Source organism: Streptomyces sp. P9-A2 (assembly GCF_036634175.1).
Taxonomy (GTDB): Bacteria; Actinomycetota; Actinomycetes; order Streptomycetales; family Streptomycetaceae; genus Streptomyces; species Streptomyces pratens.
Window position 1 is genome coordinate 2,697,525 of sequence record NZ_JAZIFX010000001.1, and the last position, 17,994, is coordinate 2,715,518.

Below are 17,994 nucleotides of genomic sequence, written 5' to 3' on the forward strand. Positions count from 1 at the left end.
GTCGTGGCCGTAGGACCATCCCCGCGGGTGCGGGGAGCAGATGGTTGGCCATGATCGTCAAGAGGTGGCCGAGGGACCATCCCCGCGGGTGCGGGGAGCAGCATCCCACGTGCCCCCGAGACGGGCCCCCACGAGGACCATCCCCGCGGGTGCGGGGAGCAGGTGGGCAGTCGAGTGCGCCCCCGTTCGCTCCCGGGACCATCCCCGCGGGTGCGGGGAGCAGGCCAGGATCATGATGCGGTCGGCCGTGTCCAGGGGACCATCCCCGCGGGTGCGGGGAGCAGCCTGGCCACTCTCTGGACGACGTGCACGCCGTGGGACCATCCCCGCGGGTGCGGGGAGCAGGGTCGGCTTCCTTGACGTGCCGCAGCGTCTCGGGGACCATCCCCGCGGGTGCGGGGAGCAGCCGCTGGAGATGTATGACCAGGCGGAGCATCTGGGACCATCCCCGCGGGTGCGGGGAGCAGGCTCCGGCTCCCGATCCCCACTGCATCTCACCGGGACCATCCCCGCGGGTGCGGGGAGCAGGTCGTCGCTCCCGGACGGCGGAGCGCTCACGGGGGACCATCCCCGCGGGTGCGGGGAGCAGTGTACCCGCTTGAGGACGCGGACCGCGTCGAGGGGACCATCCCCGCGGGTGCGGGGAGCAGTTGCCGCGGTTCTTGCCGCCCGGGGTGCCCTGGGGACCATCCCCGCGGGTGCGGGGAGCAGGGGGGCGCTCCGCTAGGCACCGGTCCGTCGTGGGGACCATCCCCGCGGGTGCGGGGAGCAGATCCTCGCTCGCTACCAGACTCACGAGGAATCGGGACCATCCCCGCGGGTGCGGGGAGCAGTCCAGATCTCCCGGTCCGCACACATGCAATTTTGGACCATCCCCGCGGGTGCGGGGAGCAGCACCGGCCACGTCGATTCAGACGATCTAGTCCGGGACCATCCCCGCGGGTGCGGGGAGCAGAGGACCCCATGCCGAAGATCAGTACCCGTGTCGGGACCATCCCCGCGGGTGCGGGGAGCAGACCTGTCGGCTCCGGGTCATCAGTTCAGGGCTGGGACCATCCCCGCGGGTGCGGGGAGCAGCAGTCGTTCGCCTGCCGGTCGAACACTCGCCTGGGACCATCCCCGCGGGTGCGGGGAGCAGACTCGGTGACCTGCGGGTTTATGAGGGCGGGGGGCGGTTTTTGAGTACTTTCGCTGATTCCGGCGAATGGGGCATAAGTGGTTCTGTGTGCATCAGCCCCTCCCGAAGCGGCGGCGTTTACTTGCTCTGCTCCAGCCGGGTGGTGGGCCGTTCTGGGGCGTTGGGCCGGGGGTGGGGGCGTTCGGGTCGGGGCGGCGGATGAGGGTGACGCCTTCGTGGTCGGTGGGGTGCCAGGTGTGGTCGTGGGTGCGGAAGGTGAAGCCCTGTTCGTTGTTCGTGGTGTGGGCGAGGAGGGCGCGGCCCTGGCCCGCGTACTGCTGGACCTCTTCCCAGAGCACGTCGCGGATGCGGGCCGAGGGGTTGCCGACGAACACGCCTGCGGAGATCTCCAGCAGCCAGCGGGTGAGGAATCCGCGTAGGCCGGCCGGGCAGTTGGTGAGGACGATGACGGTCACCAGAGCGAGTCCCCGTAGTCGTCGGGCCCGTCGTGGTTGACGCCGGAGGCGACCTGGCGTCCGCCGTCGCTCTGGAGCGTGACCACGTCCCGGTCGTCATCGGCGGCGCCGCCGGGACCGGTGGAGCCGGCTGTTTCCGGTAGCAGGAGGTGTTTGATGTCGTCGACGCACCTGTCCAGCAGGGACGTTTCGTTGATGCGGTCCCGGAGTGCGCGGCGGGTGCGGGAGCCGACGTCCTCCTCGTCCTGTGCGGCCACGTCGAAGGCGAGCGGGATGCCGATCTCCGTTTTGTAGAGGTCGGCGATGTCCAGGACGAAGGAGAGTTCGTGGCCGGAGTGGACGAAGCCGAGGGCGGGGCTGCAGCCCAGGGAGGTGACGACGGCGTGGGCGATGCCGTACATGCACTGGGCGGCGGCGGTGATGGCCTGGTTGACGGCGTCGCCGCTGGTGAAGTCGCCGGGGACGTAGCGCCGGCCTTTCCAGGGGATGCCCGTGCGGGCGGCCTCGGCGCGGTAGCAGTCCTTGACCCGGCGTCCCTCGCGGCCCAGGAGTTCGTGCCGGGTGAGGCCGTCGGGGTCCTCGTCCGGGAAGCGCAGCCGGTACATGTGCCGGGCCACGGCGATGCGGTTGCGCGGGTTGGTCCATTGCCGGGCCTGGGCCTCCATGAGGGCGGAGGAGCGGCTGAGGGCGCGGCCGGAGGCGTAGTAACGCACGCCGTGTTCGCCGACCCAGCAGACGGCGGCGCCGGTCTCGCCGAGCACGCTCATGGCCTGGTGGGTGATACGAGTGCCGGGGCCGAGGAGGAGGGTGCCGATGGTGGCGGACGGGATGTGGGTGGTGCCTTCGGCATCCTGGGCGGTGATGGCGTTGGCGTCGCGGTGGACCGTGCAGCGTTCCAGGTAGACGAAGGAGAGGCGGTCACCGGTGCGGGTGAGCTGCCGCGGGGTGAGCATCGGGCGCCGGGAGACCGTGCTCACGGTGTCCGCCGGTCGGGCCGGTCAGGCCGGGCGGCGGGGGTGACGGGGGCCAGGGTGAGGAGGCCGCAACCGTAGGCGCGGGCCCTGCCGACGCCCTGGGTGAGGGTGCGGCGCAGGGCGTCGGGGTCGATGACCTCCAGCCGCCCCTCGAAGGTGGCGGTGACGACGGTGACGGGGTTGCCTCGACGACCTTCGGGACCGCGGGACTTGTCGAAGGAGAGGGACCGCGCGTTCCGTACGGCCAGCTCGTACCGGTCTCCGGGGTGGGGGTGCTTGTGGTGGGTGGTGCCTTCGGGCAGCAGCCGCCGGTCGGCCGGTTTCTCGCAGACGCGGAACCCGAGGCGTGTGAGGCGTTCCTCGTCGAGCAGCCAGCCCATCTGGTGGACGGGGGTGAGGTGCGCGGTGAGTTTGCGGGGTTCGCCCTCCTTGCGGCGGACGGTGTGGACGGGGTTCGCGGTCAGGCGGAACGTCCAGTGGTCGCCGGTGGCCAGCCGGTCGAGGAGCGGGGCATAGGGCCGGGTGTGCCAGCCCGGGTTCTCGGGTCCGGCGACGGCGGGCCATCCCGCCTGTTCGACCAGGTGCGTCAGGTCCGGGCGGTCGGGGCTGACGACGTACAGCAGGACCTCGGCCCGCGCGTGCTGGTCGAGGCGCCACAGCACGCGGGGCGCGTCGGGCGCCGGGCTGTCGGAGGGCAGGAGGTGGGGAAAGGACGACATGACGGCCGCGTGCATGGCCTGGGGTGAGGACAGGAGGCGGCGGGCGCCGGGCCGGGCGGTGTTGACCCGGAAGCGGGTGATGAACATCGGGTGCTCTCATCCTTCCAGGATGTCGAGGGCGGCGAGGGCGTCGAGAGCGGCGAAGGGGTCGTGCGCGTCGCACGGTCCACCGCCGCCTGCGGGCATCGGTGTGGGCACGGGGTCGGTGAGGACGGTGCGCGGTGCGTGCCGCCGGTGGGCGGCGTCGAAGCTGACGGGCTGGTCGCGCAGCACGTCCGCTGTCACCGCGGGCTCGTCAGCGGTCGTCTCGCGCAGCACGGTGAGGGTCCGCGGCACGGTCCAGTGGCGTCTGCGGTACCAGGCGGAGGCTTGCCAGGGCACGTTCCTCAGGACGTCCTCCAGGCCGGCGTCCTCGTACAGGCCGAGGTCGACCGGTCCGGCGGGTGGGCAGGAGCGCCGCCCGAGGTAAGGCGGATACACCGGGGAACGCAAGGCGTCGTCGAGGCTGGTGAGCAGGGTGCGGTCGCCTTCGACGGCGGCGACGAAGACGGCGTCGGCGAGGTAGTACCGCTCGGACAGGGGCATGGAGGCGCCGGTGACGCCGTGGTGGGCGGTGTGGAAGTCCCTGATGCGGGTGCCCGGCTGGTCGATGCGGACACCGAACCTGAGGGCGGCGAGAGGGGCGAGCGCCCCGTCGTCGCCGCGTTCGATGCCGGCCGCCGCGGCGAGCAGGCCGATGACACCGCTCTTGGTCGGGGCCGATTCGGTGGTGCGGCGGGTGAAGCGGGAGGAGGCCCCCCAGGACTGCAGGGGGCCTGCCAGGCGGAGGGCGAGCACGCTCATGCGGGCTTCTTCTCCAGGCGCTCCGCGACGGCCCGCCCGACGGCGGCGGTGAGTTCGCCGAGCGTGCCGGCCTCGGTGCCGAGGTCGGCGAGTTTCTGCGTGGCGGGACCGACGCGCAGGACCCAGGTAAGAGTGGTCTCGGGGTTTCCGTAGGCGCGCTCGACGTCGGAGGCGTAGGCGGCGAGGCGGTCGGCGGCCTCACGTAGATGTCCGCCGCCGTCGCTGCGGACGGGGTCCTCGAAGGCGGCGACGCAGCTGATCGGCCGGGTGGTACGCAGTTTGACGACGACGGCGTCCGGCTCGGTGTGGTGACCGAAGGTGTTGATCTTCCCGGTGGGCAGGGAGTCGACGAAGGCGTGCACGAACGCCTCGACGGCGCGGCGCACCGGCTCGGTGCGCGGTTCGTCGTCGCGCAGGCCCTCCCCAAGGTTGGCGGCGAGCTGGTGCACGCCGAGGGCCGCGTAGCGGTAGAGGGTCGCGGAGTTGAAGTCGACGGTGCCGATCATTCCGGCGCCGGTCTCCTCGTCGGTGTTCTCGTCGTCGACGGCGGTGTAGTAGTCCGACTCGTTGTCGACGCGGTGGACGCTGAGGGCGTGGGCGACCTGCACGGCGGCGTCGACGTTGATGTCGGCGACATCGGCGACCATGCGGCCGAAGAGGGCGATGTCCACGGAGTGGCGGGTGTCCGCGAGTTCCCGGGCGCGGGCCTTGTTCTCCTTGGTCTTCAGGAACGCCGTGATGTCGGCGGCGCCTTCGAGGGCGAGGCGGGCAAGGCCGTCGAGCTGGCGGGAGCTGAGAAAGACCAGGTACTTGCTCTCGGGGGCGGGTGCGGGGCCGCCGTCCTTCTTGGCCTGGTCGGCCTTCCGCTTGGGGACCTCCGTCTTGAAACCGGCGGCCTTGACCGTCTCGTCGGCGAGCCGGAGCGCGTCCTCCCTTTCGGTGGACGGGTCGAGTCCGGCGATGCGGTCGGCCAGGAGTTCCACGATCTTCTTGGTCCGTACGCCCAGTTCGGCGGGGTCGAGGAGGTGTTCGTCCCTGAAGCAGGTGCGGATGGCCCGCTTCCAGGCCTGGCTGGAGACGCGGGCGCGGGGGACTCCGCCGTAGACGGCCGTCTTGGGCGCGCCCGTGTCGTCGCGATTCAGGTTGCTGGGCGGGACGGTCTGCAGGGCGTGCACGTCCAGGAAGATGCGGTTCACGAGGCGTCCTTGTCGGTGTCCGGGAGCGTGTCCGGGGCCGTGCCCGGGAGGGTGTTCGCGTCGGGGGCGGGGTCGGTGCCGGGCGTGGTGTTCGCGTCGGGTGTCGGCCGGGGCCGCCGCTGTTCGTGGAAGGAGCGTCCCCACCGGCGGCGGACGGCGGCGGGCCCGTCGGGCCACTGCCAGACGTAGAGCTGGCCGGCGAGGAGGGCGTAGTCGAGCGGGATGTCCTCGCGCCGCAGCAGGGCGACGAGGTCGCGCAGCCGCTGGGTGAGGGTGACGAGGTCGGGGGCGGAGCCCGCACGTACCAGGCGTTTGCGGACGGGTTCGTCGAGGCCGTCGGCCGGCATCAGGCGCCGGACGGCCGCGCCGAGCCCTGCCGGTCGTTCGCGGGTGTGCCGGCGGTGCATCGGGGCTCCGCGGGACTGCTGGTGGAACGCCCACAGGGTGAGGGCCGCGTGCAGGGCGTCCTCGGCGCGGATCAGTTCCCGCTCGCTCAGTCGCCGGGCCGGTTCGTGCGAGGCGAGGGCGTTCGCCTCTCCGCCGGTGTCGTGGAGCGGGTCGGTGTCGATGAGGCTCCACAGGTCGGGCAGTTCGCCGGCGGCACGGCCCGCGCCGCGGCGCAGTCGGGCGAGGGCGGCGACGGCCTGGGAGCGGTCCTGGAGGTAGCCCTCCTGCCAGGGGGCGATGTGCGCGGCGGCGAGGTCGGCGACCCGCTGGTACACCGGGACCGACGCGGGCGGGGCGATTACGGACGCAGATGTGGATGTGGATGTGGATGCGGATGTGGATGCGGTGGTCATGCGTGCACCTCCGGGGCGGTCGCGGCGGGGTCGGTTTCCGGCAGGCCGGCCGGTCCGGGCCCGACCGGCCCGGATCCGGGGATGCCGGGCCCGGGTGCGCCTCCGCCGGCCGGGTCGGTGACGCCCGTGGCGTTGCCTCCGGCATCCGGGGAGCCGGGGTCACCCAGTGCCCTGGCCAGGCGTCCTCGGAACCACACGTCGGCCAGGCCCGCGTTCAGCCAGTGGACGGCGCCCTTCTTGTCGGTGGAGAGGCGGCCCTCCCAGGCCGCGTCGCCCGCGGCGGCGATGAGGCGGTCGCCGGCGCTGCCCACCATCTGCCGTACCCGGCGCTGCCAGGTGTACCGGTGCTCGTACGGGTCGGGGGCGTCCGCCATGGCGGCCAGCCAGCCGCGGTACGGATGTTCCAGCTCGTCGAATCCACCGGCGCGGGCCACGGATTTCGGCCCCTCCTCCTCGGATCCGGTCGCCCGGGCCAGGTCCGCCGCGAGGTCCCCCAGCGCCCGTACGGCCCGGTCGGCGTCCTCGGCAGCGGCGACGGCCTGCCGGGCGTACGCCGGGTCCTGCCGGTGGAGCAGGACGACCGGCAACTCCAGGCGGTCGTCGACGACCTCGTCGATCACGGACTGCTGGGTCCCGTACGTGACGCCCACGAGCCGGGCGCGCACCAGGAAATTGCGGGAGAGCTGCCCCGAGGACACCAGGCGGGCCACCCACTCGAGGATGCGGGGCCGCAGCCGTGTCGGGCCCTCGGCACCCCCGGTGTCCTCGATCCGGTCGGCGACGAGCGCGGCGATGCCCCGCCAGGCCGCGCGGTCCGGGTCGTGTTTGAGGGGCAGGAAGACGGGTGACCGCCCGAGCTTCTTCTCCTGTGCGGGGCTGCGGCGCCACGGGGTCATCGGCTCGCGGTCGTGCGTGTTCCTGGACGCGAGCGGGTCGCCGTAGCCGAGGACGACTCCGTGGACGCCGTCCGCGTCGTAGTGCAGGCGTACCCGCCGCGACTGCCAGGTGTACAGGTCCCGGGGGCCGGTCGCGGGCCGGTCGGCGGAGCCGGGGCCGCAGGGGGCGCGGCGCCAGGCCGGCCGGTCGTCGCCGGAGAAGCCGAGCCCCTCGGTGTCCGCCGCGACCAGGTTGAGCAGCAGCGTCTCACGCAGCGTTTTCCCCTCCACGAAGACGCCTCCGAGCCCGCCCGCCCAGCCGGTCCCCAGCGGGTACACCTTGCCGCCCTTGACCCGGGCGTCGTCGTCCATGCCGGTCTTGATGCCGGAGGTGTCGTAGGCGTGGACGTGCACGACCCAGCGTGCCGCCTCGGCGAAGGCCAGCCGCTCCACGTCCGGCATCCGCGCGGAGAAGAACGGGGCACCCGCGGGCACGTCGGCCACGATCCGGTTGAGCGAGAAGACCTCGTCCTTCGTGGTGCGCAGGCCGGGAGTCTGCAGAAACGGGGTGGCCGGGTGCAGGAGGTCGAAGCAGTCCCGGTGCTGTTCCAGGTAGGCCTCCACGGGAGAGAAGCAGTCGGGGTCCTCCCACAGGTCCGCCCATTCCTCGATGTCGCCGGGGCCGTCCAGGGCGTCGTGCGCGACGGCCAGGAGGAGCCGGACGAGGGAGAACTCCTGTGTGGGCAGGTCACCGAGGACGTGACGCAAATCCTCTGCCTGAGCAAATATCTGACGTAGTGACAGTTCGTCCGGGGAGCCGTCGTGGCGCAGCACCCCGATCCACGGCCGACTGCCCAGGTCGAAGGAGAGCGCCTCTCTCCTTCCCTCGCTTCCACTACTTCCGCTTTCGCCTCCGTCAGGGGAGTCAGTCGTCCGGGTCACGGATCACCTCAAGGCCGTCTTCGGGGTTGTAGTGGAGCGAGAAACCCGCCAGCCGGGCCCGACCGTCCTCGTCGAGGGGGAGAATCAGCTGGTCGGCGAGCCAAGGGCTGTTCTTCCCCTGCCAGTGGGGCAGGTACAGCTGTTCCAGTTCCCCGATGGCCCGGTCCAGGACCGGGCCGGAGAACTGCAGCGGTAACCGCAGTCCGCAGCTCGCGGCCGTACGGGCCGCGAACGGCGTCGGGGTCGCGTCCTGCGGCAGTTCGACACCGGCCCGCTGCCGGTTCCTCCGGTCCGCTCCGAGCCACGGCAGGGTGGCCAGGCTCCCGTCACCGCGCCGCTGCACGACCACGACTTCCAGGCTGTCCCGGCTGTCGCGGACTTGGGCGTGCCCCGTGGGGGTGTCGTCCGTGTCGCCCACGCCGGCGGCCACCCAGCCGAACAGCGGTCGCCCCGCTTTGCCGACGTCCCCCAGTCGGAACACGGCGGCGCGCTCGGCCTGGTCGTCGCGGTGCCGGTCGAACTGCTCGCGCGCCGCCTTCAGCGCGTCCTGCCAGTGGTCCGGCCCGACCGGTCCTTCCCCGTAGGCGCCCTGGACGAGCGGGCTGATGTCCGTCGGGAGTTGCACCGGCTTCCGGGGCCCGCCGTCGAGGTGGGGCAGGAGCGCCGCGGCCGACCGCAGCAGGGCGTACCGCCCGTACACGGCCACCGACCCGCGCACCGGAGCGGGTACGTCCGCCGCCCAGTCGACTCCCGTCACCAGGCAGCGCGCGGTCCGCAGGCGCTCGGGCCGGTCGGCCTGGTCCTGTCCGCGCCGGTGGCGGTGCAGGCGGCCCATGCGCTGGAGGAGCAGGTCGACGGGGCAGAGGTCGCTGACCAGCAGGTCGAAGTCGACGTCCAGGGACTGCTCGGCGACCTGGCTGGCCACCACGATGTGCCGGCCCGCGGGCCTTTCCCCCGTACGCTCCGGAGGGCCGAAGAGCTGGAGCAGCCTGCTGTCCTTGCCCGCCCGGTCGAGGTCGACGAAGCATGAGTGGGCCACGGTCACGTTCTCGGCGCCGAACTCCTCGCGCAGCGCACGCGCCGTCTCCAGCACCCGCCCGACCGTGTTCCGGATCACCAGGACGCATCCGCCGTCGGCCAGTTCACTCCGCAGCCAGGCGGCGAGGACGTCCTGACCGTCGGCGATGCGCTCCACGCACACCGTCGTCGACCGGGCCGACGCCTGCGGTCGGCGGACCAGCGGAGCGCCGCCCGGAGCGACGGCGGTCAGCAGCGGGTACGCGTCGTCCGGGGCGGTTGCCGCCGCAGCGGGACCTTCCGCGGGCATGACCGCGTCCGCCCGGCCGGCGTACGCCTCGACGAGTTCACACCTGCGCGAGGCCGGAAGAGTCGCGGAGAGCACCACCACCGGCACCCGGTACGCACCCAACCAGGACAGCACCCGGTCCAGGTACACGCTCATGTACGTGTCGTAGGCGTGCGCCTCGTCGATGACGACGACCTTCCCGGCCACCGCGAGATGGCGCAGCGCCAGGTGCCGGCTCTTCAGCCCGGCGAACAGCAGCTGGTCGATGGTGCCCGCGACGAACGACGCCAGCATGGCCTTCTTACGCCCCCGCAGCCAGGCATGCGCCACCAGTTCGGCCCCCGCACGGCGCCGCGCGTCGTCCGTCCGCCACCCGCCCGACTGCCACGTGGACGAGGTTTCCGCCCCGTCCACGTCGACAGCCGCGACCCGCCCCGCACGGGCCATCAGACCGGCGAAGTCCTCGTTGAGCGCAGCTTTGGAATGGGCCAGATGCACGGACCGGCGTGCGCCTGCCACCCCCGGCAGCCGGTCCAGCCAGGCGAGCAGGCGGGGGAACATCGCATTGCCGGTGGCCATGGTCGGCAGGGCGAAGAAAACTCCTCCCGCGCCGGAGCGCGCCGCGAAGATCTCGGCCACGGCGAGCGCGGCCTCCGTCTTGCCTTCCCCCATCGGCGCTTCGACGATCATCAGTCCCGGCGCCTCCATCTCCCGGGCGAGTTCCACGGCGGCCTCCTGCACGGGGCGCACCGTCGCCCCCTTCGGCAGAGCGAACCGGGAGGCGAACAACTCCTGCGCACTCCCGGCAGGTTCCTCGGCCCGCCAGGGGTCCGGCAGGTCAAGCCCCCGCCAGGCCGCAGCAAGACGTTCCCGGTCACTGCGGGACGCCCCATCGGGGAAGTACGGGAAGAGATCCGGGTTGCTGGCGATCCAGTCGGAGACGATGACCAGCGCGGTGAGCAGCACCTGAACCGGCTGCGGCAGCTTCGCCGTACGCCACTCCCCCAGCCGTTCCGTCACCCCGAAGCGCTCGGCACAGGCATCGAGCAGCTCCGTCTGCACCTCCCGCCACACCCGGCCGCTCGCCCCCGGAGTGCGCAGCAACTCCTCGTGCTCGTACAGGGCCTTGATCTGCCCGTACTCGGGCGGGACCCCGTGATGCCCGCCCACGGCAACCGTGAACTGACCGGTCCGCGCGGGCGCCCACCCGTGCCGCTCCTCCAGCCACTCCCCCAGCAGCACCTGCCCGGCCAGACCGTGCGGCGCGATCCGCCGGTCCGGCCCCATCGCCTTCGCCGAGCGCATCTCCATCCCCTGGTCGCGCATCGCGTCGGCGAGTTGATCGACCTGGCAGGCGAACGCGGGGGTGGCCTTGCCGATGTCGTGCACCCCGGCCAGCCACACGACGAGGGCCCGCGCGTCCGACTCGCCCTGCGGCAACGCCTCGGCCACCAGCCGCCGCACCCCCGCGGGCAGCCAACGGTCCCACAACAGGCCGGCCACCGCCGCGCTGTCCTCCATGTGCCGCCACAACGGCAGCCACCCGTCGGTGTCCCGATCATGCTTGGCCCACACCGCCCGAGCCGGCCCTCCGAGCCGACACAGCAGGTCGGATCGGGGCATCCCCCCATTGCTCATGAGGGATTGATACAGGGAGAGACGGGCTCCGCACACCAAAATGGGCAAAGAGACGGAAGCAGGCGCAGGAAGCGGCATCGGGACTTACGATGACCGGCTCACCATCGCTTCACTGAGAAGCGCCCGCGAGACCGAATGGCACCGCATGCCCCATTTGCCGAGATCTGCAAAAGTCTCCGAAACCACGTATCTGCGAAAGTAAAACCGCAGGTCATCCAGTCTGCTCCCCGCACCCGCGGGGATGCTCCCCGTCAGGTCTGACTGTCAGCCGGGATGATGTGCTGCTCCCCGCACCCGCGGGGATGCTCCCGAGTGGAAGGAGGCGGGGACGGACTTCCACCGCTGCTCCCCGCACCCGCGGGGATGCTCCCGGGCCTTGACCGCCGACGCCTTCGGGGTCGCGCTGCTCCCCGCACCCGCGGGGATGCTCCCAGCACGCCGGCGGCCGTGTTGATGGCGCGGGTCTGCTCCCCGCACCCGCGGGGATGCTCCCGCGCCTCCCGGCGAGCCGCTTGACCCCAGGTCCTGCTCCCCGCACCCGCGGGGATGCTCCCCTCTACCCCTGGTGGACCGGCAACCGCGAGATCTGCTCCCCGCACCCGCGGGGATGCTCCCCCGCTCGCCCAGATCGTCCGCTGGACGGCTCCCTGCTCCCCGCACCCGCGGGGATGCTCCCGAGGAAGCGATCCTCACCGCCCTGCGAGACAGCTGCTCCCCGCACCCGCGGGGATGCTCCCGTGGAACTCCCGCTGCGCCGGATCAAGGAACTCTGCTCCCCGCACCCGCGGGGATGCTCCCAGTCCCGAGCTCCACGGCCGCCGGCCGACCGGCTGCTCCCCGCACCCGCGGGGATGCTCCCGACGCCACCGTTCGCAGCCTGCCGCCGGCCCCCTGCTCCCCGCACCCGCGGGGATGCTCCCCCGGGCACCAAGACGATCAGGGTCTCCCCTGCTCCCCGCACCCGCGGGGATGCTCCCTGGACGAACAAGACCCTCCCGGCCGGGACCGACTGCTCCCCGCACCCGCGGGGATGCTCCCTGTTCGGCTCGTGGAACACCTCTCCCCACGGGCTGCTCCCCGCACCCGCGGGGATGCTCCCATCGGAACGGACTGGTCCGTCATTTTTGCTCCCTGCTCCCCGCACCCGCGGGGATGCTCCCGGGCGCTCCACCAGCTTGGTGATCTTGTCCAGCTGCTCCCCGCACCCGCGGGGATGCTCCCTACTGGTACACCGGCGGTACGGCACCCGAGGCCTGCTCCCCGCACCCGCGGGGATGCTCCCTTCAACGTCAGCGGCATCGGCGTGCAGGTGGCCTGCTCCCCGCACCCGCGGGGATGCTCCCGACTGGCCGTTCCCGCCCAACGCTCCCGCCCTCTGCTCCCCGCACCCGCGGGGATGCTCCCGTAGCCCGGCCCGTGGGCATCGTCCTGACTGTCTGCTCCCCGCACCCGCGGGGATGCTCCCGGACGCGCCGCGATCACCTGCGCGTCCTTGCCCTGCTCCCCGCACCCGCGGGGATGCTCCCAACTACGACATGCGACGTCTGCCGAAGACGGACTGCTCCCCGCACCCGCGGGGATGCTCCCCCGCTGACCTTGCTCCCGGTCTTGAGCCCGAGCTGCTCCCCGCACCCGCGGGGATGCTCCCGGCGGCGACGTCGACGTCTGGCCGACATGGCACTGCTCCCCGCACCCGCGGGGATGCTCCCGTGGTGGTGGTCTGCGCGGTCCAGGAATCGTGCTGCTCCCCGCACCCGCGGGGATGCTCCCAAACTGCCGTGGGAAACCTGGCTCGGCGCCGACTGCTCCCCGCACCCGCGGGGATGCTCCCGCGCGCCACATGAAGCTCGTCGTGGAAGCGAACTGCTCCCCGCACCCGCGGGGATGCTCCCACGGAACCGCCTCCCGTCCCGACAGCCCCGACCTGCTCCCCGCACCCGCGGGGATGCTCCCAGGGGCACGATCTGCGCGATGAACTTCCCCACCTGCTCCCCGCACCCGCGGGGATGCTCCCCCGCCGCGAGGCGAGTGCCGCCAGTGCTGGCACTGCTCCCCGCACCCGCGGGGATGCTCCCGCCCCGTCGTTCCGGTGACGGCGTTCGCGGCACTGCTCCCCGCACCCGCGGGGATGCTCCCGATCCCCCCCTAACATCCGAGCCACCGCTAGGCTGCTCCCCGCACCCGCGGGGATGCTCCCGGGGTACGCCGGAGACGCGCCGTGAGCACGACCTGCTCCCCGCACCCGCGGGGATGCTCCCGAGTACATCCGCGACAACCCCGGCATCCTCACCTGCTCCCCGCACCCGCGGGGATGCTCCCCGCACGTTGGCGTGGGTGGCTCCGGGGCTGCGCTGCTCCCCGCACCCGCGGGGATGCTCCCCGATGTGCTCCCCTCAGACCTTCGCCTTCGGCCTGCTCCCCGCACCCGCGGGGATGCTCCCGATCGGGTCCACCTCGGGCACGGCCAGGGCCGCTGCTCCCCGCACCCGCGGGGATGCTCCCCTGCGGGATCTCCGCAAGTTCCTGCCGGTCCACTGCTCCCCGCACCCGCGGGGATGCTCCCCGTGCTGTGGCTCAGGCCCTCGTACCGGGTGGCTGCTCCCCGCACCCGCGGGGATGCTCCCCGCCTTCAGAGCCTGCTGCTTCGGGGTCAGCCCTGCTCCCCGCACCCGCGGGGATGCTCCCACCGGCCGCGATGGCGGCGACCTCCCCGCCGGCTGCTCCCCGCACCCGCGGGGATGGTCCCGTGCTCCTCGGCATCGAGGCTGCCGGGGCCGGCTGCTGCCCGCACCCGCGGGGATGGTCCCCCCTGACCGTCTTCGAGGCCCTGTGTCAGGCCCTGCTCCCCGCACCCGCGGGGATGGTCCCCCTCGGCATGTCGTCTCCCCCGGTGCCATCCGCTGCTCCCCGCACCCGCGGGGATGGTCCCAACACGGCTGCCAAGATCCCGGGCGTTCCAGACTGCTCCCCGCACCCGCGGGGATGGCCCCGAGGCCGCGAAGATCACCGTCCAGTTCACGATCTGCTCCCCGCACCCGCGGGGATGGCCCCACGGGGTGCCGGACACGGCCGGACTCAATGACCTGCTCCCCGCACCCGCGGGGATGGCCCCTGTGGTGCTGAGGGGGCATCATGCCGTGTTGGGCTGCTCCCCGCACCCGCGGGGATGGCCCCCAGCCGGCGTCGGTGTCCGTGAGCGGCCACACCTGCTCCCCGCACCCGCGGGGATGGTCCCGCGCCCTCAAGCAGATGGATGAAGCTGAAGCCCTGCTCCCCGCACCAGCGGGGATCGAATTCCAGGGGGCGCCCCGCATCACGTCAAGCGTGCTCGGCGCTCCTTGAGCACGCCGATGAAAGCGGCGAAGGCGGGGGTGGGGACCGAGAAGGAGGCGCGGGAGAGGCGCTTCGAGTCACGGATGGCTATGTGGCCGCCCAAGTCCGTGATCTCCACGCAGTCATTGCCCTCTCCACCACCCGAGTAGGAAGACTTGCGCCATTGCGTAGGGGCGGTCATCGGATACCTCACAGCTCCTTGGCCAGCTGATGAATGAGGTCACGCGACGGCTCCGGTGCGAGTGACCCGGCCCTTACCCTACGGAACAGGTCTTGGAAATGCGCCAGTTGGGCTTCACCGTCAAGGAAAGCTGTGCCGTGAGGGGCGTCGCGCACCACGGTGTCCAGGCGCGGGACCGGACCACCCAGGTGCACCATGGTGCTTCCCGCGCCCGCGAAGTCGTCCAGCGCGAAGGGGATGACCCTGACGGTGACATGGTCGGCGTCGGACATCTCCAGGATGCGCGCGAGTTGAGCTCGCATCACCGCGCGCCCGGCAACCCTTATGCGTAGCGCCGCTTCGTGGATCACCGTCTCGTACGGGATCGGGTCGGGTCCTTCGATGACGACCTTCCGCCGCATCCTGTGCTCCACCCGGCGCTCCACCTCGACACCTGGGAACTCCGGGTTCATGTAGGCGAAGAGGGCGCGGGCGTAATCCTCCGTCTGGAAGAGCCCCGGCACATGGATGACCGCCACATCGCTCCGGAACGTCGCGTGATGCTCCAGCTCGGCAAGGTCCAGGTAGGCGACGGGCAGGACGCCTCGGTATGCCTCCCACCAACCCCGAACGCGTCCCGTCGCCATGGTCACCAAAGCGTCGATCAACTCGACATCCGCACAGGAATAGTTGGCGGCGAGTCGACGCAGGCGCTCCTCACTCACGCCCGCGAGGGCGGACTCGATGTGACTGATCTGGACAGGGCTCACCCCGAGTAGCGCCGCAGCTTCCCGAGCGGCGAGACCTGCGGCGTCACGAAGCCGGCGCAGCTCGGTCGCCAATCTCAACTGACGTGCAGTGGGCTCACGCCTCAGGGCCATCGACGGTGCTCCGATCTCGTGCACATGTGCGTGACTCATTCGGGGTCAGATTACGCGAGCGACTTGCTCGACATGAAGATTTAGACCTACCTTCAGTCGCGAAGCAATCACTCTGTGCAGCATTCAAATCTCGGAAGCGCACCGCTCCGCCATGCCACAACGCGGACGGCAGAGACACCGGCAACCACGACTGCCGCGCACCCAAACCACCCTCCACCTCACAGGAGTTCGCATGCCCGAAACCGACCCGTGGGAGTACTCCCTCTCCATCCCGAACGACCCCAGAGCCGTCACCGTCTGCCGTCGCACCCTGCGCCTGATCCTCACGGTGCACGGCCTGATCGGGCAGGTCGACGTCGCGGAGCTGCTCGCGACGGAGTTGATCGGCAACGCCGTGCGGCACACCAAAGGGCCCGCCGCGCTGCGAGTGCGCTGCTCGGCGTCGGGGGTTCTGCGGATCGGGGCATGGGACGCGGACCCGTCCCCGCCCGAGCCGCCGCAGCCCTTCACGCCGGCGCTGGACCGGGAGGACGGAAGAGGGCTCGCCCTGGTGCGGGCCTGTGCCGATGTCTGGGGTTGGCAGCCGCTCTCGCGCGAGGGCAGCCTGGGCAAGTACGTGTGGTGCGAACTGGACGGCGTTCGGGCGGGGCGTCCGGACTGAGCACGCCGGATCGGCGCGCGGCGCGTTCACGCCCTCCGTTCCGCGGCGGCGTGGAAACGGCGGACCGCGTGCGCCGCCCGGTCATGGTGGGGGCGAGCCGGGCTTCCGTGGCGTCGGCAGTCGGCTGTGCCGTCCAGGTCCACAGCACCTCGGCCGCCCCCTCCGCGACTCCGGCGGCGCGGGCGGGGCAGATCACGGACGGCTCCGACCAGCGCTCCGCAAGGGTGGCCACCTCCATGAGCATCCGGTTCGCCGTCGCCTGCCCGCCAGTACCTTCCGCACCGGACCGGCATGTCGATTCAGCGCAAGTTCGACGGATGCCGAGGCCACGCGTTGCGGTCCGCCATTCCGCTCCTTGCAGAGGCCTCCGCTGACAGACGGCGGTCCGTCGTCTCGCAGCGCCGCGAAGTCTTCCGCTCGGGCTCCTCTCGCTCAGGTGCCTTCCGTCGAGGCGCGGGTGCGAGCTGACCCGCCATCGTTGCCCCGAACGCCAGCGCCATGCCGACCAGTTGCCACGGCGTCAGCGCCTCGCCGAGCGCCGCCCAGCCGACGACGGCCGCGGTGAGTGGGGAGAGCGGGCCGAGGAAGGTGACCTGGGTGGCGGTGAGGCGGCCGATGCCGCGGAACCAGAGCCAGTACGCGACCGCCGTGTTCACCAGGGCGAGGTAGAGGTAGCCGCCGACCGCCGGGGCGTCCAGGGCGGGAGGGGCGCCCTCGATCAACAGGGCGGGCGGGGCGATGAGCAGGCCGCCCGCGGTCAGTTGCCAGCCGGTGAGCGCGAGCGGGCCGACGCCCTCGGGGCGGCCCCACCGCTGGGTGAGCACGGTGCCGGTGGACATGGAGGCAATGGAGGTGAGCGCCGCGAGCACGCCGAGCGGGTCCAGCGCCCCGGCCGCCTTCAGGACGACCAGGCTCACGCCGCCCGCGGCCACGGTCCCGGCGAGCAGGGTGCGCCTCGCCGGCCGCTGCCCCAGCAGCAGTGCCGAGAGGCCGACCACGCACAGCGGCGCGATCGAACCGACGGCCGCGGCCGTCCCGCCGGGCAGCCGGTACGCGGAGAGGAACAGCAGGGGGAAGAAGGCGCCGATGTTGAGTGCGCCGAGGACGGTCGCCTTCCCCCACCACGCGCCCTTCGGCAGCACCCTGGCCAGCGCGAGCAGCAGCAGTCCGGCGGGCAGGGCGCGCATCAGGCCGGTGAACAGGGGGCGGTCGGCGGGGAGGAACTCGGTGGTGACGGCGTAGGTGGTGCCCCAGGAGACGGGGGCGAGGGCGGTGAGCGCGATCAGGGTGGCGCGGTTCGGGGCCATGGGGGCGCACCTCTTCCCGGGGCGGCTTCGAGTGGACAGAGAGTAGCTTAGCGCTAAGCAACTTTTCAGCAAGCTACTTTCTTGCGGGCGACCGGGAGGGGGCGGATACTCCTGCCCATGAGTGCACGCCCCGAGCAGCGCAAGGACCCCGTCGACGCGATCGTCGAGCAGTGGGCCCGGAAGCGGCCGGACCTCGACACGGTCGCGATGGAGGTCTTCGGCCGCATCACCCGGCTCTCACGCGCCATGGGCGACCAGTTGGAGAAGGCGTACGCCAAGTACGGGATCTCGCGCGGGGAGTTCGACGTCCTCGCGACCCTGCGCCGCTCCGGCGAGCCCTACGCCCTGTCCCCGCGTCAGCTCTCGGCCACGCTGATGCTCACCACCGGCGGGATGACGGGCCGCCTCGACAAACTGGAGCGGGCGGGACTGCTGCGCCGTTCCCCCGACCCGCACGACCGCCGGGGACTCCGGGTCACGCTCACCGACCAGGGCCTGCGCCTGGCCGACGAAGCGGTCGGCGCGGGCCTCGCCCTCCAGACGGATGCCCTGTCCTCCCTGGACGAGGAACGGGTGGAACAACTGGCCGACCTACTCAGGGACTTGCTGCTCGCCACCGAGAAGTAGCGGACTGGCCGACATCCGGAAGCGGGCGCACCGAACGCCGGGTCACCACCGCGTACCGGGCGGGGCACCCTCCCCCGCCCGGCGCCCGGCACCAACCCGGCGATCCGGCGGCCCGACGCCCCGGCGTCCCGGCGTCCCG

The 17,994-nt window shown here is 72.2% G+C and carries 13 protein-coding genes and 2 CRISPR repeat arrays (1 of these 15 cut by a window edge); of the genes, 2 read left to right on the forward strand and 11 right to left on the reverse strand.

Annotation, left to right across the window (positions count from 1 at the left end; translation table 11 throughout):
- Positions 1-1,138: a CRISPR direct-repeat array (repeat unit 29 nt; unit sequence GGGACCATCCCCGCGGGTGCGGGGAGCAG); it begins 2,800 nt to the left of the window's first position.
- 92 nt (positions 1,139-1,230) lie between these two features.
- From cas2e to V4Y04_RS12300, 10 genes are all read right to left on the reverse strand, one after another.
- Positions 1,231-1,593, reverse strand: a complete 363-nt coding sequence (cas2e, locus tag V4Y04_RS12255; RefSeq protein ID WP_332427674.1) for a type I-E CRISPR-associated endoribonuclease Cas2e — start codon at positions 1,591-1,593, stop codon at positions 1,231-1,233.
- Positions 1,590-2,570, reverse strand: a complete 981-nt coding sequence (gene cas1e, locus V4Y04_RS12260) for a type I-E CRISPR-associated endonuclease Cas1e (protein WP_332427675.1) — start codon at positions 2,568-2,570, stop codon at positions 1,590-1,592. Before cas1e ends, cas2e begins: the two co-directional genes overlap by 4 nt.
- A complete protein-coding gene (gene cas6e, locus V4Y04_RS12265; protein ID WP_332427676.1) occupies positions 2,567-3,373 on the reverse strand; it encodes a type I-E CRISPR-associated protein Cas6/Cse3/CasE in 807 nt (268 codons plus the stop codon). The genes cas1e and cas6e overlap by 4 nt, the downstream gene beginning before the upstream one ends.
- Before the next feature lie 9 nt (positions 3,374-3,382).
- Positions 3,383-4,129 carry a type I-E CRISPR-associated protein Cas5/CasD gene (cas5e, locus tag V4Y04_RS12270; RefSeq protein WP_332427677.1) on the reverse strand — a complete coding sequence of 249 codons (747 nt, stop codon included), beginning with the start codon at positions 4,127-4,129 and terminating at the stop codon, positions 3,383-3,385.
- Positions 4,126-5,325, reverse strand: coding sequence for a type I-E CRISPR-associated protein Cas7/Cse4/CasC (gene cas7e, locus V4Y04_RS12275; RefSeq protein ID WP_332427678.1), 1,200 nt, complete (start codon positions 5,323-5,325; stop codon positions 4,126-4,128). The genes cas5e and cas7e overlap by 4 nt, the downstream gene beginning before the upstream one ends.
- Positions 5,322-6,125, reverse strand: a complete 804-nt coding sequence (gene casB, locus V4Y04_RS12280; protein ID WP_332427679.1) for a type I-E CRISPR-associated protein Cse2/CasB — start codon at positions 6,123-6,125, stop codon at positions 5,322-5,324. Before casB ends, cas7e begins: the two co-directional genes overlap by 4 nt.
- Entirely contained in the window at positions 6,122-7,942 is a 1,821-nt protein-coding gene (casA, locus tag V4Y04_RS12285) for a type I-E CRISPR-associated protein Cse1/CasA (RefSeq protein WP_443079999.1), read from the reverse strand. Before casA ends, casB begins: the two co-directional genes overlap by 4 nt.
- Entirely contained in the window at positions 7,926-10,823 is a 2,898-nt protein-coding gene (gene cas3, locus V4Y04_RS12290) for a CRISPR-associated helicase Cas3' (protein WP_443080000.1), read from the reverse strand. The genes casA and cas3 overlap by 17 nt, the downstream gene beginning before the upstream one ends.
- Positions 10,824-11,106: 283 nt before the next feature.
- A CRISPR array of direct repeats spans positions 11,107-14,121; the repeat unit is 29 nt; unit sequence CTGCTCCCCGCACCCGCGGGGATGGTCCC.
- A gap of 78 nt (positions 14,122-14,199) precedes the next feature.
- The gene (locus V4Y04_RS12295; protein ID WP_332427682.1) at positions 14,200-14,400 is read right to left on the reverse strand and encodes a DUF397 domain-containing protein; all 201 of its coding nucleotides are present in this window, start codon (positions 14,398-14,400) and stop codon (positions 14,200-14,202) included.
- 8 nt (positions 14,401-14,408) lie between these two features.
- Positions 14,409-15,260, reverse strand: a complete 852-nt coding sequence (locus V4Y04_RS12300; protein WP_332432807.1) for a DUF5753 domain-containing protein — start codon at positions 15,258-15,260, stop codon at positions 14,409-14,411.
- A 232-nt stretch (positions 15,261-15,492) separates the two neighbouring features.
- Here V4Y04_RS12300 and V4Y04_RS12305 point away from each other — a divergent pair, with 232 nt between their 5' ends.
- Entirely contained in the window at positions 15,493-15,921 is a 429-nt protein-coding gene (locus V4Y04_RS12305) for an ATP-binding protein (protein WP_332427683.1), read from the forward strand.
- Between the two features lie 299 nt (positions 15,922-16,220).
- Here V4Y04_RS12305 and V4Y04_RS12310 read toward each other — a convergent pair whose 3' ends face one another.
- Complete coding sequence (locus tag V4Y04_RS12310; protein WP_332427684.1) at positions 16,221-17,228, reverse strand: EamA family transporter; 1,008 nt, start codon at positions 17,226-17,228, stop codon at positions 16,221-16,223.
- A 117-nt stretch (positions 17,229-17,345) separates the two neighbouring features.
- Between V4Y04_RS12310 and V4Y04_RS12315 the strand changes: the two genes are divergently transcribed.
- Positions 17,346-17,855, forward strand: coding sequence for a MarR family winged helix-turn-helix transcriptional regulator (locus V4Y04_RS12315; RefSeq protein ID WP_332427685.1), 510 nt, complete (start codon positions 17,346-17,348; stop codon positions 17,853-17,855).
- Positions 17,856-17,994: the final 139 nt, after the last annotated feature.

Excerpts from the sequence above, each read along its gene's own strand:
- cas5e (WP_332427677.1), bottom strand. The coding sequence starts at position 4,129 with ATGAGCGTGCTCGCCCTCCGCCTGGCAGGCCCCCTGCAGTCCTGGGGG.
- V4Y04_RS12315 (WP_332427685.1), top strand. The coding sequence starts at position 17,346 with ATGAGTGCACGCCCCGAGCAGCGCAAGGACCCCGTCGACGCGATCGTC.
- V4Y04_RS12305 (WP_332427683.1), top strand. The coding sequence starts at position 15,493 with ATGCCCGAAACCGACCCGTGGGAGTACTCCCTCTCCATCCCGAACGAC.
- V4Y04_RS12295 (WP_332427682.1), bottom strand. The coding sequence starts at position 14,400 with ATGACCGCCCCTACGCAATGGCGCAAGTCTTCCTACTCGGGTGGTGGA.
- casB (WP_332427679.1), bottom strand. The coding sequence starts at position 6,125 with ATGACCACCGCATCCACATCCGCATCCACATCCACATCCACATCTGCG.
- V4Y04_RS12310 (WP_332427684.1), bottom strand. The coding sequence starts at position 17,228 with ATGGCCCCGAACCGCGCCACCCTGATCGCGCTCACCGCCCTCGCCCCC.
- cas6e (WP_332427676.1), bottom strand. The coding sequence starts at position 3,373 with ATGTTCATCACCCGCTTCCGGGTCAACACCGCCCGGCCCGGCGCCCGC.
- V4Y04_RS12300 (WP_332432807.1), bottom strand. The coding sequence starts at position 15,260 with ATGGCCCTGAGGCGTGAGCCCACTGCACGTCAGTTGAGATTGGCGACC.